The sequence below is a fragment of the Shewanella sp. DW31 genome, assembly GCF_015767295.1.
In the GTDB taxonomy this organism is placed as follows: domain Bacteria; phylum Pseudomonadota; class Gammaproteobacteria; order Enterobacterales; family Shewanellaceae; genus Shewanella; species Shewanella oncorhynchi.
Window position 1 is genome coordinate 18,139 of the sequence record NZ_JADWMP020000002.1, and the last position, 25,228, is coordinate 43,366.

11 protein-coding genes are annotated in these 25,228 nt (G+C 48.7%); 8 read left to right on the top strand and 3 right to left on the bottom strand.

Features of this window, described 5'->3' with window-relative positions; all coding sequences use genetic code 11:
• Positions 1 to 57: 57 nt before the first annotated feature.
• The 8 genes from GWI56_RS02475 (at position 58) to GWI56_RS02510 (ending at position 21,632) form a co-directional block, all read left to right on the top strand.
• Positions 58 to 927, top strand: a complete 870-nt coding sequence (locus GWI56_RS02475) for a helix-turn-helix domain-containing protein (RefSeq protein WP_198572047.1) — start codon at positions 58 to 60, stop codon at positions 925 to 927.
• Complete coding sequence (locus GWI56_RS02480) at positions 924 to 9,044, top strand: type I polyketide synthase (RefSeq protein WP_198572048.1); 8,121 nt, start codon at positions 924 to 926, stop codon at positions 9,042 to 9,044. Before GWI56_RS02475 ends, GWI56_RS02480 begins: the two co-directional genes overlap by 4 nt.
• Positions 9,041 to 11,320, top strand: coding sequence for a PfaB family protein (locus tag GWI56_RS02485; RefSeq protein WP_198572049.1), 2,280 nt, complete (start codon positions 9,041 to 9,043; stop codon positions 11,318 to 11,320). The genes GWI56_RS02480 and GWI56_RS02485 overlap by 4 nt, the downstream gene beginning before the upstream one ends.
• Complete coding sequence (locus GWI56_RS02490; RefSeq protein WP_198572050.1) at positions 11,317 to 17,286, top strand: beta-ketoacyl synthase N-terminal-like domain-containing protein; 5,970 nt, start codon at positions 11,317 to 11,319, stop codon at positions 17,284 to 17,286. The genes GWI56_RS02485 and GWI56_RS02490 overlap by 4 nt, the downstream gene beginning before the upstream one ends.
• A gap of 124 nt (positions 17,287 to 17,410) precedes the next feature.
• Positions 17,411 to 19,057 carry an eicosapentaenoate synthase subunit PfaD gene (gene pfaD / locus GWI56_RS02495; RefSeq protein ID WP_198572148.1) on the top strand — a complete coding sequence of 549 codons (1,647 nt, stop codon included), beginning with the start codon at positions 17,411 to 17,413 and terminating at the stop codon, positions 19,055 to 19,057.
• Between the two features lie 355 nt (positions 19,058 to 19,412).
• Positions 19,413 to 19,589: a DUF1328 family protein gene (locus GWI56_RS02500; RefSeq protein ID WP_028760636.1), complete on the top strand. Its 177-nt coding sequence runs from the start codon at positions 19,413 to 19,415 to the stop codon at positions 19,587 to 19,589.
• 24 nt (positions 19,590 to 19,613) lie between these two features.
• On the top strand, positions 19,614 to 19,808 hold the full coding sequence (locus GWI56_RS02505) for a hypothetical protein (protein WP_198572051.1): 195 nt from the start codon (positions 19,614 to 19,616) through the stop codon (positions 19,806 to 19,808).
• A gap of 144 nt (positions 19,809 to 19,952) precedes the next feature.
• Positions 19,953 to 21,632 (top strand): diacylglycerol kinase family protein, encoded by a 1,680-nt coding sequence (locus GWI56_RS02510; RefSeq protein ID WP_198572052.1) that lies wholly within the window; start codon positions 19,953 to 19,955, stop codon positions 21,630 to 21,632.
• Between the two features lie 50 nt (positions 21,633 to 21,682).
• Here GWI56_RS02510 and GWI56_RS02515 read toward each other — a convergent pair whose 3' ends face one another.
• The 3 genes from GWI56_RS02515 to GWI56_RS02525 all read right to left on the bottom strand — a co-directional run bounded on the left by GWI56_RS02515 (position 21,683) and on the right by GWI56_RS02525 (position 25,112).
• Positions 21,683 to 22,342 carry a hypothetical protein gene (locus GWI56_RS02515; RefSeq protein WP_198572053.1) on the bottom strand — a complete coding sequence of 220 codons (660 nt, stop codon included), beginning with the start codon at positions 22,340 to 22,342 and terminating at the stop codon, positions 21,683 to 21,685.
• A gap of 213 nt (positions 22,343 to 22,555) precedes the next feature.
• Entirely contained in the window at positions 22,556 to 23,632 is a 1,077-nt protein-coding gene (locus GWI56_RS02520; RefSeq protein ID WP_168823228.1) for an L-dopachrome tautomerase-related protein, read from the bottom strand.
• Between the two features lie 109 nt (positions 23,633 to 23,741).
• Positions 23,742 to 25,112, bottom strand: coding sequence for a sigma-54 dependent transcriptional regulator (locus GWI56_RS02525; protein ID WP_028760641.1), 1,371 nt, complete (start codon positions 25,110 to 25,112; stop codon positions 23,742 to 23,744).
• Positions 25,113 to 25,228: the final 116 nt, after the last annotated feature.

Here is a 25,228-nt window from a genome sequence, read left to right on the forward strand (position 1 = left end):
CTCAGCCAAAATGGCTTCTCAGTCCCAATAGATTATGTCGGATGATAATTATTATTAATGGCAGCTCGCGACTCTCAATCTAAAGCGCCGTCTTACGCCCCCAAGAGCACGACTCAAGCGGCGAAAAAAGACAGCGCACCTCGGCATCGAAACGCCACCACCACGCCTGAAATGCGACTATTTATCCAGCAATCGGATCTGAGCGTCAGCCAGCTGGCAAAAATTTTAAATATCACCGAGGCAACGGTGCGTAAATGGCGGAAGCGTGAGTCCATTAGCAATAGTTCGAACACGCCCCACCACCTCAATACCACGCTCACGCCGATGGAAGAATATGTGGTGGTGGGATTACGCTACCAACTCAAACTCACCTTAGATAGATTACTTCAGGTTACCCAAACCTTTATTAATCCCAATGTGTCGCGCTCCGGCCTTGCCCGTTGCTTAAAGCGCTACGGCATATCGCGGCTCGATGAATTTGAAGCACCGCAAGTCCCCGAACGCTATTTTAATCAATTGCCTGTGACGCAAGGCAGCGATATCCAAACCTATACGGTCAATCCAGAAACCTTGGCCAAAGCCCTCGCATTGCCGAGTACCGACGGCAATACTGTGGTGCAAGTGGTGTCACTCACCATACCGCCGCAGCTCACTGAGCAAGCGCCAAGCTCAGTACTATTAGGCGTAGACACGGCAAGTGATTGGATTTACCTCGATATTTATCAAGACAGCAATACCCAAGCGACCAATAGATATATCGCCTATGTCCTCAGACATGGGCCGTTTCATTTACGAAAGTTGCTCGTTCGCAACTATCACACCTTCTTAGCCCGTTTTCCCAGTGCCCATGGCACGCCAAAGACAAGCGCGGCTGGATCCCAAAACAAGGTCACCGTATCCAGGTCGACCCGTGGAGACTCTTTATGAGCCATACCCCTTCTGTACCTAATTCTGCGACTGAGTCAAAAAAAGATAAACGACTCAACAAACGTTTAAAAGATATGCCCGTTGCCATCGTCGGCATGGCCAGCATCTTCGCTAACTCGCGTTATTTAAATAAATTTTGGGATTTGATCAGCGAAAAAATCGATGCCATTACTGACATCCCAGACACCCATTGGCGCGCCGAAGATTACTACGATGCCGACAAAAGCAAAGCCGATAAAAGCTACTGTAAACGCGGTGGTTTTTTACCAGAAGTCGACTTCAATCCAATGGAATTCGGTCTGCCGCCCAATATTCTTGAGCTGACAGATACCTCGCAACTGCTGTCGCTGATTGTCGCCAAAGAAGTGCTTGCCGATGCTAATCTGCCCGCCGATTACGACCGTGACCGTATCGGCATCACCCTAGGCGTGGGTGGTGGTCAAAAAATCAGTCAGAGCTTGAACTCGCGCCTGCAATATCCAGTGCTTAAAAAAGTATTCAAAAGCAGCGGCCTGAGCGATGAAGACAGCGAAATGCTGATCAAAAAGTTCCAAGACCAATATATCCACTGGGAAGAAAACTCTTTCCCAGGGTCCTTAGGCAACGTGATTGCAGGCCGTATCGCCAACCGGTTTGATTTTGGCGGCATGAACTGTGTGGTCGATGCTGCCTGTGCGGGCTCGCTTGCCGCTATGCGTATGGCGCTAACTGAACTGACCGAAGGTCGCAGCGACATGATGTTAACCGGCGGTGTCTGTACTGATAACTCGCCGTCCATGTACATGAGCTTCTCAAAAACGCCAGCCTTCACCACTAACGAAACCATTCAACCCTTTGATATCGATTCAAAAGGCATGATGATCGGCGAAGGGATCGGCATGGTCGCGCTTAAACGCCTTGAAGATGCCGAGCGCGATGGCGACCGAATTTATGCCGTCATCAAAGGCGTTGGCGCCTCATCTGACGGTAAGTTTAAGAGTATTTATGCGCCGCGCCCTGAGGGCCAAGCTAAAGCTCTCGAACGCGCTTACGACGATGCGGGTTTTGCCCCGCACAGCATTGGCTTAGTTGAAGCCCATGGCACGGGTACTGCCGCAGGTGATGTGGCTGAATTTAATGGCTTAAAATCAGTATTTGCCCAAGGCAACGACACAAATCAACATATCGCGTTAGGTTCAGTAAAATCCCAAGTGGGCCACACTAAATCCACAGCAGGCACTGCTGGGGTGATCAAAGCCGCGCTAGCGCTGCACCACAAGGTATTGCCTGCGACCATTAACGTTAGCAAGCCTAATCCAAAACTGAATATCGAAAGCTCACCATTCTATTTAAATACCGAAACTCGCCCATGGTTCCAGCGCGCCGATGCAACGCCGCGCCGTGCAGGTGTAAGCTCCTTTGGTTTTGGCGGCACGAACTTCCATCTCGTATTAGAAGAATACAAACCTGAGCACAGCCGCGATGAGCAATATCGTCAGCGCAGTGTGCCGCAGACACTATTGTTTGCCGCAGCCAATAAAGCCGCGCTGCTTAGCGAGTTAAAAGCTGCGCTGAGCCAAAGCGTGAACACAAGCGCAAATGCGAATAAGAGCAGCGCTGCGAGCCTGAACGCTATCGCTCAGCAATATCCGCTGCGCCCGCTGGCAGACACAGATGCCCGTTTAGGTTTTGTGGCTAAGGATATCGCTCAGCTACAAGCTCAGCTAAATCAATCGATTGCGCATTTAGAAAGCGGGCACCTAGAAACCAGTGCAAGCGAGGCGTGGCAATTACCTTCTGGTATCAGCTACCGCTCCCATGCCTTGGTCGCTAAAAATGAATCAAAGAAAGTAGCTGCCCTGTTTGCAGGTCAAGGTTCACAGTACCTGAACATGGGCCGCGAACTCGCCTGCCATTTCCCTGAAATGCGCCAACAAGTGACGGCCAGCGATAAAGTATTTGCTCACCACGGTCAAACACCGTTATCGAACATCCTTTACCCTATTCCGGCATTCGATGCCGATGCGGTTAAAGCCCAAGAAGCGGCGCTGACCAATACCCTGTTCGCCCAAAGCGCCATTGGCGCAATTTCAATGGCGCAATATTCGCTATTAACGCAAGCGGGTTTTGCACCCGATATGGTGGCAGGTCACAGCTTTGGTGAATTGTCAGCCCTTTGCGCGGCAGGCGTGATTTCCAATGAAGATTACGTCGAACTGGCCTTCGCCCGCGGGCACGCCATGGCGCAAGTGCCGAGCGATACCGCGAGTAAAGCCGCAGACACTGGAACTCAAACTGACTTAGGGACAATGTTCGCCATCATTCTTAAACAAAAGAATGACATCGATGCGCTCAATAGCTGTTTAGCCCAGTTTGATGGCGTTAAAATTGCCAACTACAACGCGCCGACGCAATTAGTCATCGCAGGTGGCACAGAGCAAACTCAGCTGGCCGCTAAAGCCATTAGCGAACTGGGCTTTAAAGCGATTGCCTTGCCCGTCTCAGGCGCGTTCCATACCCCATTGGTTGGACACGCACAAAAGCCATTTGCCAAAGCCATTGATAAAGCTAAATTCAGCGCACCTTCTGTCGCACTTTATGCCAACGGCACGGGTCAATTACACCCAACCGATGGCAAAGCGATTAAAGCAGAATTCAAGCAACATATGCTGCAATCGGTTCGCTTTAGCGAACAACTGCAGGCCATGTATGACGCTGGCGCCCGTGTGTTTGTTGAGTTTGGCCCTAAAAACATACTGCAAAAGTTAGTTGAAAATACCTTAGGCGAACACTTAAATGAGCTTTGCCTTGTCAGCATGAACCCGAATCCTAAGGGCGACAGTGACAGTCAATTACGCTTAGCCACAGTGCAACTCGCGGTAGCCGGCGTGGCGTTAACTGAGGTTGACCCCTATCAAGCCGTCACGTCACAAGAGATTGCCGAGCGTGAAGCGCCATCAGCAATGAACATCAAACTCACCGCCACTAACCACATTAGTGCTGCGACCAAAGCTAAGATGGCCAAATCCCTCGCCACAGGCAGCGTGACTAGCCAAGTGCAATATGTGGATCGCATCGTTGAAACGGTTGTCGAAAAAGAAGTCGAAAAAATTGTTGAGAGAGAAGTCATCGTCGAAAAAGTGGTTGAGAAAATAATAGAAGTGGAAGCGAATCAAGTGGCAGCTGTTGAAATGAAACAAACATCCCCAAGCGTTGCGCAAGGCTTAAGCAATCAGCAGCAAGCGACGGCGCAGTTAAACCCAAGCACACCTAACGTCAGCAGCGATGCGTTAACGGCATTTTTCAGCGCACAATCTCAAGCGGCGCAGTTACATCAACAGTTTTTAGCTATCCCGCAGCAATACGGCGATACCTTCACGACACTGATGACTGAACAAGCCAAGATGGCAAGCCTTGGCATTGCAATCCCTGAAAGCCTGCAACGCTCGATGGAAATGTTCCACCAGCATCAAGCGCAAACCCTGCAAAGCCACGCCGAATTTATGCAACTGCAAAGCAGTAGCTGCCAAGCGGCCTTGGCCATGCTAAACAATGCGCCGATTAACTTTACTCCAGCAGTTGCAAGTCAGCCACGAGCAACTGCGCCGGCTCCTGCACCTGTTGCTGCAACGACAATGCCACATAATGCTGCACCAGTAGCGGCTCAAGCTGTTGCGACGAGACCCGCGGTTAGCACACCTGTTGCGCCTGTTGTGCAAACCGCTCCCGTTGCTTATTCACCTGCTGTGACTGTACAAGTTGCGCCAGCAACTCCTGCTGCTCCAGCATTAGTCATGCCTGCTGTAGTGATGCCAGAAGTGACACCTGCGGCAACAGCAACGAGCGGTTTAAGCGCTGCGTTAGTACAACAAACCATGATGGCTGTGGTTGCCGATAAAACAGGCTACCCCACTGAAATGCTAGAGCTTGGCATGGATATGGAAGCCGATTTAGGTATAGATTCGATTAAGCGCGTTGAAATCTTAGGCACAGTGCAAGACGAACTGCCGGGCTTACCTGAACTCAGCCCAGAAGATTTGGCCGAGTGTCGTACCTTAGGTGAAATCGTTGACTATATGAACAGCAAATTGCCTGCGGCTGGCCAAGTTGTAGTTTCTACAACTGCGCCAACAGCTCCTGCCGCTAATGGTTTAAGCGCTGCACTTGTTAAACAAACCATGATGGCTGTGGTGGCTGACAAGACAGGCTATCCGACTGAAATGCTGGAACTTGGCATGGATATGGAAGCCGATTTAGGTATCGATTCTATTAAGCGCGTTGAAATCTTAGGCACAGTACAAGACGAACTGCCGGGCTTACCAGAGCTCAGCCCAGAAGATTTGGCTGAGTGCCGTACCTTAGGTGAAATCGTTGACTACATGAACAGCAAATTGCCAGCGGCTGACCAAGTTGTCGTTTCTACAACAGCGCCAACAACTCCTGCAGCCAGCGGTTTAAGCGCTGCGTTAGTGCAACAAACGATGATGGCAGTGGTAGCCGACAAGACGGGCTACCCCACTGAAATGCTGGAGCTCAGCATGGATATGGAAGCCGATCTCGGTATCGATTCCATCAAGCGCGTTGAAATCTTAGGTACAGTGCAAGACGAACTGCCCGGCTTACCTGAACTCAGCACAGAAGATCTGGCCGAGTGTCGTACCTTAGGCGAAATCGTTAACTACATGCAAAGTAAGCTTACACAAAATGACAAGCTGCCAACTGCGGGATCAGTTATCGTAGCAACTCATGTGACAACTGCCGCGCCTGCCGCCAGCGGTTTAAGCGCTGCGTTAGTACAACAAACCATGATGGCTGTGGTGGCTGACAAGACAGGCTATCCGACTGAAATGTTGGAGCTCAGCATGGATATGGAAGCCGATCTAGGTATCGATTCGATTAAGCGCGTTGAAATCCTAGGCACAGTGCAAGACGAGCTACCAGGCTTACCAGAACTCAGTCCAGAAGATCTGGCCGAGTGTCGCACCTTAGGTGAAATCGTTGACTACATGAACAGCAAACTACCTGCGGTTGGCTCGATTTCAACTACAACAGCAGCGCAAGTCACTGTTACCGCTACAACAAATAACGGTTTAAGCGCTGAAAAAGTCCAACAAACCATGATGGCTGTGGTGGCCGACAAGACTGGCTACCCCACTGAAATGCTAGAACTCAGCATGGATATGGAAGCCGATCTAGGTATCGATTCCATCAAGCGCGTTGAAATTTTAGGCACAGTGCAAGACGAGCTACCGGGTTTACCTGAACTCAATCCTGAAGATCTGGCCGAGTGTCGTACCTTAGGTGAAATCGTTAGCTATATGCAAGGCAAGCTAGGCCAAAACGCGGTAAGCCAGAATGCCGCGCCAGTTAGCGCTGTCGTTCAGCCTGAACCTACTATCGATTTACCGCCACACAGTGAGGTGGTGCTAAAAAAGTTGCCAGCGGCGGCTGAGCTAGCGCAACTATCGCCACAGCAATCGTCAAAGCAATCAGCGCAACAAGGTCTGCCACGCGTTTTTGCTAAAGATGCCTGCATTATCATTAGCGATGATGGTCACAATGCTGGCGTACTTGCCGAAAAATTGCATGCTCAAGGTCTAACGGTTGCGGTTGTGCGCTCGCCTGAAAGCCTTGTGGCCAGTACATCACCGCTCAATAGCCACATTACCAGCTTCACATTGGCGGCGATTGACGATGCCAGCATTGGTGCAGTAATTAATGAGATCAAAAGCTTAGGTACAGTTGCAGGCTTTATTCATCTGCAACCACAACATAAAACCTCAGCCGATGCGAAAGGTTTAGTGTTGTCCAGTGCCGCCAAGGCATCCGTCGAGCAAGCGTTCTTGTTCGCCAAGCACTTACAACCGTTTTTAACAACAGCAGCGACCGCCAATACTGGTAGTAGTTTTATCAGCGTCAGTCGTATCGACGGTGGTTTTGGTTATCTTAACCACAGCCAAATTGCCCGCAGCGAGTTAAACCAAGCAGCATTGGCAGGTCTAACGAAAACCTTGAGCCACGAGTGGCCAAGCGTGCATTGCCGCGCCTTAGATATCGCGCCAACACTTGATGCCAAGCAACTGGCCAATGCTGTGATCGCTGAGCTCTTTGCAACCGATAACGTATTGGAAGTCGGTGTTAACCAAGGCGCAGCCCAAGCACTTGAGCGTGTAACCTTAGTTGCTGGCAAGGCTGATACCCGCCACAGCGCGGCAAACTTGACGAGTGCAGATAAAATACTGGTGACCGGTGGCGCAAAAGGCGTGACCTTTGAATGTGCGCTAAGTTTAGCCAAACGCAGCAAGGCGCACTTTATCCTTGCTGGCAGAAGCAGCCAACAAGCCATTCCCGCTTGGGCACAGGGTAAGAATAACAGTGAACTTAAAGCCGCAGCTATTTCCCACATTCAAAGCTTGGGCGAGAAACCCACGCCAAAACAAGTGGATGCCTTAGTATGGCCAGTTCAAAGCAGCCTAGAAATTGCAGCCGCACTGCAAGCCTTTACCGCTGTGGGCGCGAGCGCCGAGTACTTAAGTCTCGATGTTAACAATCCCGATGCGATCGCCAGCACGATAGTGCCGATCACCGAGTTGTCGCCTATTACTGGCATCATCCATGGTGCGGGCGTACTCGCCGATAAACACATCCAAGACAAAACCTTAGATGAGTTAGCACGGGTGTATGGCACTAAGGTCACAGGTATAAGCAATCTACTTGCTGCACTGGATTTAGATAAATTAAAACTGATTGCCCTATTCTCTTCGGCGGCGGGTTTTTACGGCAATACTGGCCAAAGCGATTACGCTATGTCCAACGACATACTCAACAAAGCCGCACTGCAACTGGCGCAGCAACTGCCAAATGCCAAAGTGATGAGCTTCGATTGGGGTCCGTGGGACGGCGGCATGGTGAATCCTGCGCTGAAAAAGATGTTTATGGATCGCGGTGTTTATGTGATCCCGCTAAAGGCAGGCGCTGAGTTATTTGCTAGCCAATTACTGAGCAACACAGGCGCACAATTGCTGGTCGGTACTGATATGCAAGGCACAGTTCCAAGTGACGAGCAAGCAACTCAAGGTAGCAATCTAAAAAAGCCTGAAGCGGATCTGACCACTGACTCGTCGGGTCCGCATGCTTTGCCTAACGCTGTAAAACTAAAGCGCACACTGGACCCTAAGGCAATGATCTTTATTGAAGATCACTGCATTAATGGTAATCCCGTATTACCGACTGTGTGCGCGATTCAGTGGATGCGTGAAGCCGCCTTTGATGTGCTCAAGCAGCCTGTCAAAGTGCAAAGCTACAAGCTGTTGAAGGGCATTATTTTCGACACTGCCGTGTTACAAAATGGAGTGTTAGAAAGTGCAGCCCCCATCACGCTAGAACTTGAACTTGCACCGATTGCGTTAACGGATAAAGCCGCGAAAGATACTGACGAGTACTTGAGTGAACAATTCAGTGCCTTAATCAGCTTTGAAGGTCGTCCGCAATATCAGGCCATCCTAGTCGTTGATGATGCTGTTGATGACGCGGCAAGTGATAACTTAGCCACTAACAGCAAAGCAACTGCTTTTGACGCGCACAGTTTGGCAGGACTTTCTGCCATCACAACCGCGAGCAGCCTTTACAGCGACGGCACGCTTTTCCACGGCCCAAGACTGCAAGGTATTGAGTCGGTGGTGAAGTTTGACGATGCGAGCTTAGTCGCTAAGGTGAGTCTTCCCCATGTTGCGTTAGCGGACTGCGGGAGTTTTGTGCCCAATCTGGCCCCTAAAGGCTCACAAGCCTTTGCGGATGATTTGTTGCTGCAGGCTATGCTGGTGTGGGCGAGACTCAAATATGGCGCGGCGAGTTTGCCATCAAGCATTGGGGAGTTTATTTCCCATGCGCCGTTTGCCTTTGGCGATAAAGGGTATCTAGTGCTCGAGGTTGTAAAACACTCAGGCCGTGCCCTTGAAGCCAATATCACGCTGTATCATCAAGATGGTCGTTTAAGCTGCGAGATGAACAACGCCAAAGTCACCATCAGTAAAAACCTTAACGGTGCATTCTTAGCCAATAAAGTTGCGAATAAAGTTGCTGCTAATCAAACCGCTGCGAATAAAGCCATTGAAAGCGTGGAGGCAAAAGTCGAGTGAATTTAGCCCACACTTTAGCAACTCTACATAGCGGCCAAACTGAAACGTCGATAGCAGACACGGCTATGACTGAAAAGCTTGCCAAGCCACTGCGTATTGCAGTGTTGCTTGGCGACGCGGTCAATCTTGACTCTCACTCAGCCCAAGTATTAAAGACGTTTGCGGAACGTGAAAGAGTTCAAATTTGCGCTGCCGATGCCAACCAATCAACAGTACATGAACCGTCAGTGCATGAGCAAAGGTCGCTCACCGCCTTGTTAGGCCAAGCAACAACAGCCATTGAGCAAGGCAAGCTGGTTGAACTTAAATTCAATGATGGCAATCTGCCCCAGTCTCTGTATTTGCTTGATGGTTTATGCGCCGCCAAACTGCGTCTTCACGCCCACGCGTTTATTGCTGGCTTTGCCGCTGGCAATCAAACTACAGGTGTTGCAAATGTAGCGGCTATTGCAAATACGGCGTTAGTGGCGGCAAAGCGCAGCCCAGCTCAAACCGTTCAACATCAGACTGTCGCCAACACTCTCAACGAGGCATTTGTTGCGCTGCGCCAAGGCGTAACCGCCTTCGCAGCGCGAACACAAGCGCCGCTTCATGGCGCAACTGATATTAAAGAGGCAAACGGCACAAATCATCAAGCAGGCTATTGGTTTAGCGACCAACATCAAGCGCGGGTTTTGTGTCTAAATCTTGTCGCAAAAACGTCAAGTAAAACGGATGAGTCTCGAAATCTAAGCCAAAGCCTAGTACTGACCCAAGGCACACAAGTTGTGGTGCCCAAAGCTCTTGTTGATGAAAACCGGCTGTTTGTGCCGATAAGTGCTGACAATATTGATTCACTCATCGCGCAAGTATTGCAACTAGTTAATACAGTCGAAAATGGTGCAGGCACCCAGGAAAATAGCGTAGGCTTTCTCGCGGAATATCTCAAACCTTGGTTTGAACGCTATGATGCCAACGCACCACTGGCATTAGTCTTGATGGCGGCATCAATTGATGACCTCAAACTTGAAGCCAAAGCTATGCTTTCGGCGCTTGAAAATGATGCAGTGCGTCATCATGGTCAACACTTTAAAACGCCAGCGGGTAGCTGTTTCACCGCTAAGCCGCTAGGGGATGCGGGCCTGACCTTTGTATATCCCGGTGTTGGCACGGTTTACGCCAATATGTTCAATAACTTGCATGAGTATTTCCCCGCGCTGTATCACCAGCTAGAACGTGAAGGCGATTTAAGCGCCATGCTGCAATCATCGCAGATTTATGCCGCAGATGTAAAAACCGCAGCAAGCATGAGCTTAAGCCAGCAAGCGATTAGTGGCGTGGGCGCCAGCTACCTATTCACTAAGCTTTTAACCCAAGTCTTTAATATTAAGCCAAAAATGGCGCTGGGTTACTCAATGGGCGAAGCCGCCATGTGGGCCAGCCTAGATGTGTGGCAAACGCCCCATGCTATGATCAAGGCCACCGAAAATAGCGATATTTTCAACCATGCCATTTCTGGCGAGCTAACCGCAGTGCGCCGAGCATGGCAGCTTAAGGATAATGAATCCATAGTGTGGAACAGCTTTGTGGTGCGTACTGATAGCAATGAAATCAAAGCATTACTGCCAGAGTTCCCTCGCGCTTACTTAGCCATCATTCAAGGTGATACTTGCGTTATTGCCGGCTGCGAAACAAGCTGTAAAGCCCTGCTTGCAAAGTTAGGTAAGCGTGGGATTGCCGCCAATCGCGTCACGGCAATGCATACCGCGCCAGCCCTGTTAGTCCATGGGCAAGTACAAGATTTCTATACTCAAGCAGTGAAACCTGAGGCACTGAAACCTAAGGCGCTGGAACCTAAGGCGCTGGAAGCGGCAGCACATGGCTCGCCTATTCGCTTTATTAGCGCAGCGCAAACTGCGCCAGTAACCGTTGATAGTCACAGCATTGGCCGCGCGATTGCCGATACCTTTTGTTCGCCACTCGACTTTAGTGCACTCATTCAAAATGCCACTGAGCAAGGCGCAAGGCTATTTGTCGAAGTGGGCGCCGATAGGCAAACCAGCACACTCATAGATAAAATTAGCCACGCCCATGCAGGCCAAAGCACGGCGAACGAGGCAACAGTCGCCATTGCTTGCAATGCCAAGGGTGCCGATGCGATTACCTGCTTACTCAAGTGTTTAGCTCAGCTAATAAGCCACAGAGTGCCGCTTTCGCTCACGCCGCTCATTCAGCCATTAAGTGCTAACAAAGCCCCTTTATCATCAGCAGTATCACCAGAAGGAGAACCCCAGTGAGTTCTCAGCATTCCCCTACTATTGATAAAACTAACGTGCCTACCATTGCGTCAAACCGCGCATCAAAAAGTGCGTCAAAAATTGCGATTGTCGGTCTTGCGACTCAGTATCCTGACGCCGATAATCCACAAACCTTCTGGCAAAATCTGTTGGATAAAAAAGACTCTCGCACCCAAATCAGTCGCGAAAAGCTCAATGCCAATCCCGCCGATTACCAAGGTGTGCAGGGTCAGTCTGACCGTTTTTACTGTGATAAGGGCGGCTACATCCAGCACTTTGAGTTTGATGCCAAGGGCTATCAACTGCCTGAGTCTGCCTTTGACGGTTTAGATGAAAGCTTTTTATGGGCACTCGATTGCAGTCGTAAAGCCCTTCAAGACGCAGGGATTGCACCAAGCGATGCCGTACTGGCGCGCACAGGTATCGTAATGGGAACCTTGTCGTTCCCCACGGCCCGCTCCAACGAATTATTTTTGCCTCTGTATCATCAAACCGTTGAAAAGGCGCTACAAAACAAACTTAACCAAAGCGCATTTCAGTTGGCTGATTTTGGCAACTCAGTTAACGCTCTCAATGCCAATAACCAAGCATTAAACGTCGCCAATGGCGCGGTTGCCCACACAGCCTCAAAGCTGGTCAGCGATGCGCTCGGTTTGGGTGGCACTCAGTTGAGTCTGGACGCCGCCTGCGCCAGCTCGGTTTATGCACTCAAACTCGCCTGCGATTACCTAACAACTGGCAAGGCCGATATGATGCTTGCGGGCGCAGTATCGGGCGCCGATCCCTTTTTTATCAACATGGGATTCTCAATTTTCCACGCCTACCCAGATCACGGTATTTCAGCGCCCTTTGATAGCAACAGCAAAGGCTTATTCGCTGGAGAAGGCGCTGGGGTGTTAGTCTTAAAACGCTTAGAAGATGCCGAGCGCGATGGCGATAACATCTATGCCGTCGTTAGCGGCATTGGTTTGTCGAACGACGGTAAAGGCCAGTTTGTATTAAGCCCCAACAGCAAGGGCCAAGTACAAGCCTTCGAGCGCGCCTATAATGCGGCAAACACACTGCCTGCCAATATCGAAGTGATTGAATGCCATGCCACAGGCACGCCGCTTGGGGATAAGGTCGAACTCGCTTCGATGGAACGCTTTTTTGAGGACAAACTCGCAGGCTCTGCAGTGCCGCTGATCGGTTCGGCAAAATCCAACTTAGGCCATTTACTCACAGCCGCAGGCATGCCGGGGATCATGAAGATGATTTTTGCCATGCGCTCGGGTCGACTGCCGCCAAGTATTAACTTATCAGCGCCGATATCCTCGCCTAAGGGCTTATTTAGCGCTAAAAATCTGCCAACAGAATTACATGCTTGGCCCGATAAAGCTGGCAATGACCGCCGCCACGCAGGTGTTTCCGTGTTTGGTTTTGGCGGCTGTAACGCGCATTTATTGCTGGAATCCTATGCTGCCAATACAAACAAAAAGAGTGAACAACCGGCTGCTACTGTAAGTTATCAGCACACGCCATTAAATATCATTGGTTTAGCATCGCACTTTGGGCCTTTAACCTCCATTAATGCACTGGATAACACGATTCATGCTCGGCAAGATGCCTTTATCCCGCTGCCCGCTAAACGCTGGAAAGGCTTAGATAAACATCCTGAGATCTTAGCTAACTTTGGCTTGTCTTCTGTACCGCAAGGCGCATATATCGACCAGTTCGATTTTGACTTCCTGCGCTTTAAAGTGCCGCCCAATGAGGATGACCGCCTGATCTCCCAGCAACTGCTGCTGATCAAAGTGGCCGATGAAGCGATCCGTGATGCCAATCTAAAACCCGGTGGCAAGGTGGCCGTATTAGTGGCGATGGAAACTGAACTGGAATTACACCAGTTCCGTGGCCGCGTAAATCTACACACCCAACTGGCAGACAGTCTTAAAAAACAAGGGATAACACTCACGCAAGCCGAGTATCTCGCCCTTGAAAAAATCGCCATGGACAGTGTGCTCGATGCCGCCAAACTGAACCAATACACCAGTTTTATTGGCAACATCATGGCGTCACGTATCGCATCCCTTTGGGACTTTAACGGCCCTGCCTTTACCATTTCGGCGGCGGAGCAATCGGTCTCCCGCTGTATCGATGTGGCCGAAAACCTCTTGTCCCAAGAATCCTTAGATGCCGTAGTGATCGCCGCCGTCGATTTAAGTGGCAGTCTAGAGCAAGTGATCCTCAAAAATGCCGTATCGCCAGTGGCATTTAATGCGACTGACACTGGCTGGAAAGTCGGTGAAGGTGCAGGCGCATTAGTGCTCACGGCAGCGCAATCAAGTGCAGCCCAGCCAAGTAATGCCGCTGACAATGCTAATGCCAATAGCAGCTATGGCGACAGTTATGGTCACATCAGCGGCCAAGTATTTGGCGCGATTTGTGACATACAAGGTAATAGCAACACTGCGCGTATTTGCGATGACTTGCTAACCCAAGCCAAGGTGAATAGCAGCCAGATTAGCTTGATTGAAACCAGTATTGCGGTTGAGCAACTTGCCGATTCAGAGTTGGTACTCAATACCCTGCTGCCGAGTGTGAGTGAGCGCAGCCAAGCCGCTGATACCCTAGGCCACAACTTTGCCGCTGCGGGTATGGCGAGTATTTTAAGCGCGCTGCTTCAGCTTAAAAATCAGGTGCAGCTTAAAAATCAAGCGCAACTTAACAAGCATTCTTCTCAAGCTCAGCAGCACGCGCTCGTAGCGACGTTTAGCCAAGGTAAATGCTCGCAGTTACTGCTCAGCCAAAGTGCCACGCAAGCGCACAGTTTGCGGCAAAGGCTTGAACAAGACTTAACGCTTTCAGAGCAAAAACACTTAATAAAACAAGTGACGCTCGGTGGCAGCGATATCTATCAGCATATCCTAGATACTCCGATCGCAGGCCTTGATGCTATACAACAAAAAGCCCAAGCCATGACGGCATTGCCAGCACGCAGCCAGCGCAAACATTTGGCCCAAATAGCGAGCAAAGACACGAATAGCTTTGCAACAAGCAGCCCAACCACGGCTCAACAAAAAGAGACATTAAGCAGCATGCCAATGAATGCCCTAAGCACCAATAAAAACGCCACTCAAGCAGAGCTAAAAGACGCGGCATTTTTAAGCAATCAGCAACTCGCCCGTGAAGCCCATTTAGCCTTTTTACAAAGCCGTGCTGAAGGCTTGAAACTGGCCGATGCCTTGATGAAAGCCCAACTTAAGGGAGAACTGACATCAATTGGCCAAGTTGCGCCGGTGGGGCAGCAAGCCATAGTTCAGGCATCTACGACAGCGGTTCTTCCACATCCTGCACTTTTTCCCAATCATGCAAAAGTGCCTGAGTACACGCCGCCAACACCGATAAGCAAGCCTTGCATTTGGGATTATGCGGATTTAGTCGAGTACGCCGAAGGTGATATTGCTAACGTCTTTGGCCCAGATTACGCCATTATCGACAGCTACTCGCGTCGTGTACGTCTGCCAACCACAGACTATTTGCTGGTATCTCGGGTAACAAAATTAAACGCCCAGATGAACCAATATCAGCCTTGCACTATGACCACAGAATACGACATTCCTGTGGACGCACCGTATTTGGTCGATGGCCAAATCCCTTGGGCCGTGGCGGTCGAATCGGGGCAATGCGACTTGATGCTGATCAGCTACTTAGGTATCGATTTTGAAAACAAGGGCGAGCGCGTTTATCGCCTGCTCGATTGCACCCTGACCTTCCTTGGCGACTTACCGCGCGGTGGCGACACCCTGCGCTACGACATTTCCATCAATCACTTTGCCCGCAATGGCGATACCTTGTTGTTCTTCTTCTCCTACGAATGTTTCGTGGGTGACAAGCTGATCCTTAAAATGGATGGCGGCTGTGCCGGCTTCTTCACCGATAAAGAACTGGCCGACGGTAAAGGCGTTATTCACACCGAAGCTGAAATCAAAGCGCGTAACCTCGCCTTGAATAATCCGAATAAACAGCGCTTTAATCCGCTGCTTGATTGCGCGCAAAACCAATTTGATTACAGCCAAATCCATAAACTGCTCGGCGCGGATATCGGTGGCTGTTTTGGCGGTGCACACGCGGCGCATCAAGCCCAATATGGTTTGCAGCCCTCTTTATGTTTTGCATCTGAAAAATTCCTGATGATTGAACAGGTCAGCAATCTTGAGGTGCATGGCGGCGCGTGGGGCTTAGGTTCAGTTCAAGGCCATAAGCAGCTCGAAGCCGATCATTGGTATTTCCCATGTCATTTCAAGGGCGACCAAGTGATGGCGGGATCGTTAATGGCCGAAGGCTGTGGTCAATTACTGCAATTCTTTATGCTGCATATTGGTATGCACGCCAGCACAGAAGAAGGGGGCGTCAAAAACGGTCGTTTCCAACCGCTCGAAAATGCGTCACAAAAAGTGCGCTGTCGCGGTCAAGTTTTGCCGCAATCTGGCCTGCTCACCTATCGCATGGAAATCACCGAAATAGGTATGAGCCCGCGCCCGTATGCTAAGGCGAATATCGATATTTTGCTCAATGGCAAAGTGGTCGTGGATTTCCAAAACCTTGGAGTGATGATCAAAGAAGAAGCCGAATGCACCCGCTACCTCGCGGATAATGATGCCAGCACAGCTAGCAATGCGGCTAAGGCGACTACGCCGCAGGTTTCGACAACAGCCGCATCATTAGCGGCGCCACTGATGGCACAGTTGCCTGATTTAACTGCGCCAACCAATAAAGGCGTAGTGCCGCTTAAGCATGTGCCTGCGCCGATTGCGCCAGCGGATTCAAAGTACGCCAACCGCGTGCCCGATACCCTGCCGTTCACGCCGTATCACATGTTCGAATTTGCCACTGGCGACATCGAAAACTGCTTCGGCCCCGATTTCAATATCTATCGCGGCCTTATTCCACCGCGCACGCCTTGCGGTGATTTACAGCTCACGACTCGCGTCATTGCCATTGACGGCAAGCGCGGCGAGCTGAAAAAGCCCTCTTCATGTATCGCCGAATACGAAGTGCCTGCAAACGCTTGGTATTACGCTAAAAATAGCCATCACGCCGTGATGCCCTATTCAGTGCTGATGGAAATATCACTGCAGCCTAACGGCTTTATCTCAGGCTATATGGGCACCACCTTGGGCTTCCCCGGCCAAGAGCTGTTCTTCCGTAACTTAGACGGTAGCGGTAAGCTGCTGCGCCATGTGGATTTACGCGGCAAGACAATCGTAAACGACTCACGTTTGTTATCGACTGTGATTGCCGGCAGCAACATCATCCAAAATTTCAGTTTTGAATTAAGCTGCGATGGCGAGCCTTTCTACCAAGGTAAAGCGGTATTTGGTTATTTCAAGGGCGATGCACTGAAAAACCAGTTAGGCATAGACAACGGCAAGACAACTCAGCCTTGGCATGTGCAAAATGGCATAGCGGCCGATAGCCAAATCAATCTGTTAGATAAACAGCATCGCAGCTTTAACGCGCCAGAAGGTCAGCCGTATTATCGTTTAGCGGGCGGTCAGCTTAACTTTATCGACAAGGCCGACATAGTGAAAGCCGGCGGTAAAGCAGGCCTTGGCTATTTATACGCCGAGCGCACCATTGACCCGAGTGATTGGTTCTTCCAATTCCATTTCCATCAAGACCCTGTGATGCCAGGCTCATTAGGGGTTGAAGCCATTATCGAGCTGATGCAAACCTATGCGATTGACCAAGACCTTGGTGCGGGTTTTAAGAGTCCTAAATTTGGGCAGATTTTATCGGATATCAAATGGAAATATCGCGGCCAAATTAACCCATTAAACAAGCAGATGTCGCTGGATGTGCACATTACCAGCGTGACAGACGACAATGGCAAACGCATCATTATGGGCGATGCCAACTTGAGTAAAGATGGCCTGCGAATTTATGAAGTTAAAGATATCGCCATCTGTATTGAAGAAGCTTAATGAGTTTACGCTATTAGAAAGACGCTAATCTCGAATAACAAATAACAAATAACAAATAACAAATAGTTGCGCCGCCTTGGCTATCCACATCGCACAGGGCGGCACTGATAACATGAGAACACCTATGACTAGCCATACTCTAGATCAATTCAATAGCAATAATGAAAAACTCAGCCCTTGGCCGTGGCAAGTCAACGATGCCGAGCTGTGCTTTGATATCGACGCATTAGGCAAAAAACTCAAAGATTTAAGCCAAGCCTGTTACTTAGTCAATCACAGTGAAAAAGGCTTAGGCATAGCGCAAACGGCCGAAGTGACCACAAGTGACAGCCAAGCGCCACTAGGCTCACACCCCGTCAGCGCCTTTGCGCCCGCCCTTGGCACCCAAAGTTTAGGCGACAGTAATTTTCGCCGCGTACACGGGGTTAAATACGCTTACTACGCCGGCGCTATGGCAAACGGTATTGCCTCGGAAGAACTGGTTATCGCCCTTGGCCAAGCGGGCATTTTGTGCTCATTTGGCGCGGCGGGGTTAATTCCATCCCGCGTTGAAGCGGCCATTACTCGCATTCAGGCGGCGCTGCCTAATGGTCCTTATGCTTTTAACTTAATTCACAGCCCAAGTGAGCCCGCATTAGAGCGCGGCAGTGTTGAGCTGTTCTTAAAACATAAAGTGCGCACGGTCGAAGCCTCGGCATTTTTAGGGTTAACGCCGCAAATCGTCTATTACCGCGCGGCGGGTTTGAGCCGCGACGAACATGGCGAGATAGTCATTGGCAACAAAGTCATCGCCAAAATCAGCCGTACCGAAGTCGCGACTAAGTTTATGGAGCCTGCGCCAGCTAAAATCCTCCAGCAACTAGTGAGTGACGGCCTTATCAGCCAAGACCAAATGGCGATGGCGCAACTCGTGCCCATGGCGGATGACATCACGGCCGAAGCCGATTCAGGCGGCCATACCGACAATCGCCCACTCGTCACGCTTTTACCGACGATTTTGGCGCTCAAAGATGAAATCCAAGCTAAGTATCAATATAAAACGCCCATCCGTGTGGGCGCAGGCGGCGGCGTCGGTACACCCGATGCAGCATTAGCCACCTTCAACATGGGTGCGGCATTCATCGTCACAGGTTCTATCAACCAAGCTTGCGTCGAAGCGGGCGCCAGCGAACACACCCGTAAGTTACTCGCCACCACAGAAATGGCCGATGTGACTATGGCGCCTGCCGCCGATATGTTCGAAATGGGCGTGAAATTACAAGTGGTTAAGCGCGGTACTTTGTTCCCGATGCGCGCCAATAAGCTTTATGAGATCTACACCCGTTACGATTCGATTGATGCCATCCCTGCGGACGAGCGTAAAAAACTCGAAGAGCAAGTGTTCCGCTCATCACTCGATGACATTTGGGCTGGCACAGTAGCCCACTTTAACGAGCGCGATCCTAAGCAAATCGAGCGCGCACTGGATAACCCCAAACGTAAGATGGCGCTGATTTTCCGCTGGTATTTGGGTCTATCGAGCCGCTGGTCAAACACAGGCGAAGTCGGCCGCGAAATGGATTACCAAATTTGGGCAGGCCCAGCGCTCGGCGCATTTAATGCGTGGGCCAAAGGCAGTTATTTAGATGACTATAAGGCCCGTAATGCGGTGGATTTAGCCAAACATTTAATGGTGGGCGCAGCATATCAATCCCGCATTAACCTGCTGTTATCCCAAGGCGCGAGCATTCCAGTTAGCCTGCAACGCTGGAAACCATTAAATCGTTTTTAAACGTATTTAGCTCATATCATCTTGTATTATAAGATCATAATATCTTCAAGCCGACACAAACTCACAGTGTCGGCTTTTATTTGTCTTTACTTATGAACGACATCAGCTCACAGTCTTTGATTCAACGTATTAGGCTGAAACTCTTACCGAAGCTTAGGTAAAAATTGCCTACCCCTCTTTTAATTCACTCACACCATTTTAAATAAAATGATTTAAATTATATTTAAAATCAATTAACTACTTAAAATTTTTAAAGTTGGCATTAAGATCGCAATCAAGTAAGAGCCATTAGCCGTTACCTTACAAGTGACACAAACGGTCATGAGAAGGATTAATACAAGGGCAGGAGGTTATTATGCTAGGTTGGACATTAGTATTTCTAGTTGTTGCCGTGATTGCCGGGTTGTTAGGATTTGCTGGGATTGCTGGCGCAGCGGCGGGAATAGCGAAAATCATTTTCTTCATATTTATTGTGTTATTAGTGATTTCTCTGCTGATCAATGCCCTTAAGGGTAAATCACCGCGACTATAATTTTTTTTAGAAAAGGAGATAGATATGAAACCATTTACCCTGATGACAAGTGCAGCATTCGCATTATTACTCGCCCTAGGTTTAACGGCCTGTAGTGATAACAAAGCCGAAGACACGGGCGAAAAAATCGATGAAGTAATGACTGATACAGGTAACGCCATCGAAGATGCCTGTGAAGAAGTCAAAGAAGGTGTTAAAGCTAAAGATACTAAGTGCTAAACAAACCTGACTTTAGGGTGGCAATAGACTCGTCTACTGCCACCCTTTTGGTTTAGACTCGCTCATTTCTGCATCTCTCATCTCGACATCTATCCATTCAAGTGCAACGATTTTAACCAAGAACAATGGCATTGGAGGACTTGCATGCTAACGAAGATCCACATCAAATATTTGTACACTGCAGGTGCAGTATTGTTAGCCTATTTTGCAGTAACAGACACTTCTCCCCTGCTCACTTTCATTTGTGCATGGACAAGTCTGTCACTGTTTTTAGTCGGTTCCGCCTATTGGTTTAATCTCGCCAGTATTTTTAGAAAACGCCAAGATGGCACTATTCCTTGGTATATTCGTTGGGGTTTTATTCCCTTTTTATTAGGCTGTCGACTCTATAACCACTGGGCCAGAAAATACGATTCAGTACCGCCCATGCAAAGGATTGATGAACATCTGTATCTCGGCTGTAGACTCTTTTCCGCAGATCTGGAAACGATTAAAGCCAATAAGATCACTGCCATTCTGGATGTCACCGCTGAATTTGATGGCTTAGATTGGTCGCAATTTGAGGATCATATCGAGTATTTAAATATTCCCATCCTCGACCATAGCGTACCGACCAGCGCCCAACTCAATCAAGCCGTTAACTGGCTGCACCGCCAAGTGCGCGCCAATAAACAGGTACTCATCCACTGTGCTATGGGTCGTGGCCGCTCAGTGCTGGTACTCGCCGCTTATTTGGTTTGTAAAGATAAACAACAGCACTTCGCCGAAGTACTGCAGCAGATAAAGCAAATTCGCAAAACCGCTGGCTTAAACAAATGGCAATTACGCGCGCTCGATCGCATGCTCAGTCAAGGGAAAATTAACATCCACAAAGTGGCGTGGATTATCGCCAACCCAGTCTCTGGTGGCGGGAAATGGCAAGAATACAGCGAGCAAATCCAAGATGAACTCAAAGCCTATTTTGACCTAACGTTAAAACTCACAACAGCAGACGAAACTGCAAATATCTTCGCCGAGCAAGCCCGTAATGCAGGTGCTGATATCATTATCGCCTGCGGTGGCGATGGTACTGTGACTGAAGTGGCCTCTCAAATCGTTGATACGGATATCGTCTTAGGCATCATTCCTCTTGGCACAACTAATGCCCTCAGCCATGCCCTCTTTGGTTTAGGCAGTAAGCTTATTCCTATCTCTCAGGCGCTGGATAATATTATTCAAGGGCATTGCCAAGCCATTGATACCGCGCGTTGTAATGAGGAGTTAGTGTTGTTGCTTGTAGGCATAGGGTTTGAGCAACAAATGATTGAATCCGCTAATCGTGAGCGTAAAAATGCTCTCGGCCAGTTTGCCTACCTCGATGGCTTATGGCGCGCAGTGAATGCCGATATCACTTTAACCATCCAGCTCAGCTTAGATGATGCAAAACCCACAACATTAACGACCCATAGCCTAATCGTTGCCAATGCCGCACCGTTTACCAGCGTGTTGGCGCAGGGCGATGGCGAACCAAACATGACCGACGGGTTGCTCGACATTACTTGGTTGGATGCTGGCGATGAACCCAAAGAGCAGTTGCTTAGCCTCGCTGAATTAGCGATTGCGGGATGGGTAAAAGAAGGCAATAAGAGTGTGCGAGATCAACAAGCGAGTGCAAGTAAAGTCCATCATGCCCATGCTAAAAAGGTCACCATCAGCAGCCAGCCTAAGTGTAAATATGTGATTGATGGTGAAGTATTTGAGCCTGCGGATCTCACTATTGAAGTCCAGCCAGCATCTCTTAAAGTGTTTGTTCCTTATCAGGAAACCACTGAGCAAGATGAGTGATCGTTGTGGAGGACATCCAGCCTAACTTTTTAGGCTGGATGACTGAGCATTTATAGAACGAACAAAAAATATAAAATATTCAACAAAATAAATATAACCAGCAGAACCAGTACCCGCATGAAATTAAATTCACTACCTTTGGGAAGTGATTTTTGAGTAGTGTTACTAAAATCCTGCAATTTACAGTCTATCGCCTGCGCGCATTGCTGTAGAACTTGTTGTAATTCCTTTCTATCAGTACTGTCACCCAATATCAATTGAGCACCGTTGGGCTGGTGCAATTCTAAATAAGCCAGATAATGTTGGACAGTATCTTCCGCTTGGCGATTGCGACTGATCTGATGCCAGCGGGTGATTTGCAGCTGATAAAGTTGCACTGCTTTGATGTCCGGAAAGGCATAGGAACGCCACCGCCACAATCCCATATACCTCCCATTGAATAAACCTTTACCGAGCCACAATTGCTGTTGCTCGGCATCTAACCAACACTGTTGCTGAACAAACGCAGTCGGTAACACGGGTAACAATAGAAACAGTGTTACCCAGCCGAGAACGAGCTGTAGTATCGGATCGGGTTGTAAATAGGTTACTCTGGCGCAGAGTAAACCAAGCAGTAATAACCCAGCAGCAAACAGCCATAATAGAGGTCGGTACTGAGTACTCAGAGTTTGAATATAAAATGCATTTTTAGAAGGTTGATTGAGTTTCACTGAACTTGTTCCTTGTTCCAAAAATTATCTCACCATTCAATATTGACCTGTGCCAGTCACAATAAGTGGCATTGATAGTTTGCACAATCAACACCTAACTCATTTCTAGACGCTTTCGAGTTAAACCAAAGACTGACATCAACGTAAATAAACAGTTGCGATATAACTCATACTGCAAATATAAGCTGCAACTTTGCTGTTGCAGCTAAGGTGTTATTGACCCGCAGCAGTATCCTCACCGGTCCAGAGTCGCATGATACGATAAGGCGGTTTGGCTGTTTCGGCTTTTCCATTAAAGGCTTTTGCTTTATGCAATTGATTCACTGAAATATATAACCAGCCTGTTTCACCAAATTGCACACTATCTGGAAAATCCAGTAGTGGAGAACTGACCGCTGTTGTTAGTGTGCCTTTGTTATCTAGCATGGAAATGGCATTGTGGTTCAAATTGGTAAAGTAATGATTACCTTGTTTGGACGTTGCTGCGCCATCTGATACAGGCTTGGCTCCGACTAATTTTACCGTGGCGATAATTTTATCATTATTGCCTGTTTGTAAAGCTGCAGTCGATAACTGATACCAGTGAGTGCCATTCATTGCACCATAATAGAGTGTACTTCCGTCGGCAGATAAACTGATTGGATTGACCGCTACACTGGCAACTTTGCCATTAAACAATGTTGTTTTGTTATCTATGTTCATTACTGCATCCGTTTCGGCCTGCAGCGAGCTATGACCTGAAAAACGTATTGTATGACCATCGTCGATACGCACCGCTAAGAGGCCAGGGTTGGCGATATCGGCTAAATAAATCCAGCCTTTTTGAGAGTCGACAACCAGATCCTGCATAAAGCTGCCTTTAGGCGCGAGAGCTTGTGGTAGGACGATTTGTTTATATAGACTGCCGTCCTTAATGTTGAATCCCCAAATCCTTGTCTGGCCTAATTCTAACCCCATATCTGCGGTCCAGAGGTGTCCAGCTTTGTCCTGAGCAATACCTAATAAGGTATCAAATTGAGCAGTATTGGCTGTCGATGTTTTTTGCAAATCCATTGAAGGCCAAGCTTTATAAGCGTTGGTCTCACGATTAACTTCAATCAATTGCAAACCTGATGGTGTATCAAATGGATGTACTGTGGCAAAAATCCGACCTTGTGCAGTGACGCTGACATTGCCAGGTCGTATTGGCAATTCAGCGACTGTTTCAAGACTTCCTACTACTGGGGTGGCGTTTACAAAACTACTGGCTGTCAAAGAAAGCCATAATGCTGTTGTTAATAAGTGTTTCATATTCTATCTCCGCTTTTTCTGTTTAAGGGCTGTAGAATAGGAGTTATTATTTACAAAAAAAAGAGTATAAAGTTTAGCTCTGTTTCAATATTAATTTGATAATTAATATTTATTCAGCAGTCGTTTCACCGGTCTCGACTTGCTGCTCGTACTTGCTAAGCTTGTTGTAGAGGGTTTTAACGCTGATCCCCAGTTGTTCGGCGGTATCCGTTTTATTACCTTGAGTGGTTTCTAGTGCTTGATAAATAGCGATTCTCTCTAAATCATCTAAGCGCATGCCTTGGGGGATAACAACTTGTTCACCACCACATAAACCCACTTCATTCGTCTGAGGTAGCTGTAAATGGCTGGGTAAAATATCCTGATCGGCCAGAATATAGGCTCGCTCAATTGCATGTTTTAATTCGCGCACATTACCAGACCAAGGGTACTTAGCAATCATCTGAATACAGTCTTCAGCTAAGCTCTTATTCTGCTTTTCGGCCACGTTACGATAGGCAAGAAAATGCTGCGCAAGCCCAATAATATCCTCGCCACGTTCCCGTAAGGGCGGAACGCGAATGGGAAACTGAGCCAAACGAAAGTACAAATCTTCTCGAAATAGCCCTGCCTCTATCGCCACTATGGGATCACGGTTAGTCGCTGCCACAATACGTACGTTTGCACGTTGCACTTTGTCGCCACCCACAGGACGATACTCGCTATTTTCCAACACTCTGAGTAACTTCACTTGATGATCAATCGGCATTTCAGTGACTTCATCGAGAAACAAGGTCCCGCCTTCAGCCTGTTCAAATACGCCTTTGTGATCGCGATTCGCCCCCGTAAATGCGCCTTTGACATGGCCAAACAGCTCACTGTCGACCAATTCTGGGCTTAATGCACCACAGTTAATCGCAATAAAAGGCTCGTTCACCCTAGGGCTGGCAAGATGTATGGTATTAGCAACCAGTTCTTTCCCGACCCCACTTTCCCCAATAATCAGCACATTACTGCCTGTAGCAGAGACGCGACGAATTGTGCGGTATAGCTTGTGCATAGGAGCTGATGAACCAACAAGCAAACCGTACTGGTCTAGCTCGCTAGCAAAAGGATGTAGTCGATTAGGCGATGATGCTAAATACTGTGCAAAATCAGCAAAAATTTCGCTGATTAGCGGCATATCGTAAGGTTTGCGAAAGTGGTAACCAGCAAAATGAGACATTAACTGATCAAGATTAGGATTTGGCTGACCATCGGAGAGAAAAATAAACTCAATATTTGACATGGCCGCATTATCTAGCAGCACAAGGTAATCTTCACGACTAAGACTGGATAACTCAATAATGGCAACATCGACGTGATTTGCCCCAAGCTGCTCTATCCAAGGCAAGTCATCGACACTGCGTAGCTTATTAAAGTCAGCAGCGCCAGCAAGTTCGATGATTGCTTGCTCGGCGCCAACATCCTGCAAGTGATAAAAAAGTGTCAGTCGAGCCATGCGTATCTACTCCCTGTATGAAAAACTACTGTATGTCAGCCATGAAATTTTAACAACAGCAACGGTAATAGTTGCCGATGTTCTAAGATGATATCTCGATGAACTGAGAATATCAG

Bases quoted from the DNA above. Each gene is read 5' to 3' on its own strand.
- GWI56_RS02475 (WP_198572047.1), top strand. From the start codon at position 58: ATGGCAGCTCGCGACTCTCAATCTAAAGCGCCGTCTTACGCCCCCAAG.
- GWI56_RS02480 (WP_198572048.1), top strand. From the start codon at position 924: ATGAGCCATACCCCTTCTGTACCTAATTCTGCGACTGAGTCAAAAAAA.
- pfaD (WP_198572148.1), top strand. From the start codon at position 17,411: ATGACTAGCCATACTCTAGATCAATTCAATAGCAATAATGAAAAACTC.
- GWI56_RS02500 (WP_028760636.1), top strand. From the start codon at position 19,413: ATGCTAGGTTGGACATTAGTATTTCTAGTTGTTGCCGTGATTGCCGGG.
- GWI56_RS02505 (WP_198572051.1), top strand. From the start codon at position 19,614: ATGAAACCATTTACCCTGATGACAAGTGCAGCATTCGCATTATTACTC.
- GWI56_RS02510 (WP_198572052.1), top strand. From the start codon at position 19,953: ATGCTAACGAAGATCCACATCAAATATTTGTACACTGCAGGTGCAGTA.
- GWI56_RS02520 (WP_168823228.1), bottom strand. From the start codon at position 23,632: ATGAAACACTTATTAACAACAGCATTATGGCTTTCTTTGACAGCCAGT.
- GWI56_RS02525 (WP_028760641.1), bottom strand. From the start codon at position 25,112: ATGGCTCGACTGACACTTTTTTATCACTTGCAGGATGTTGGCGCCGAG.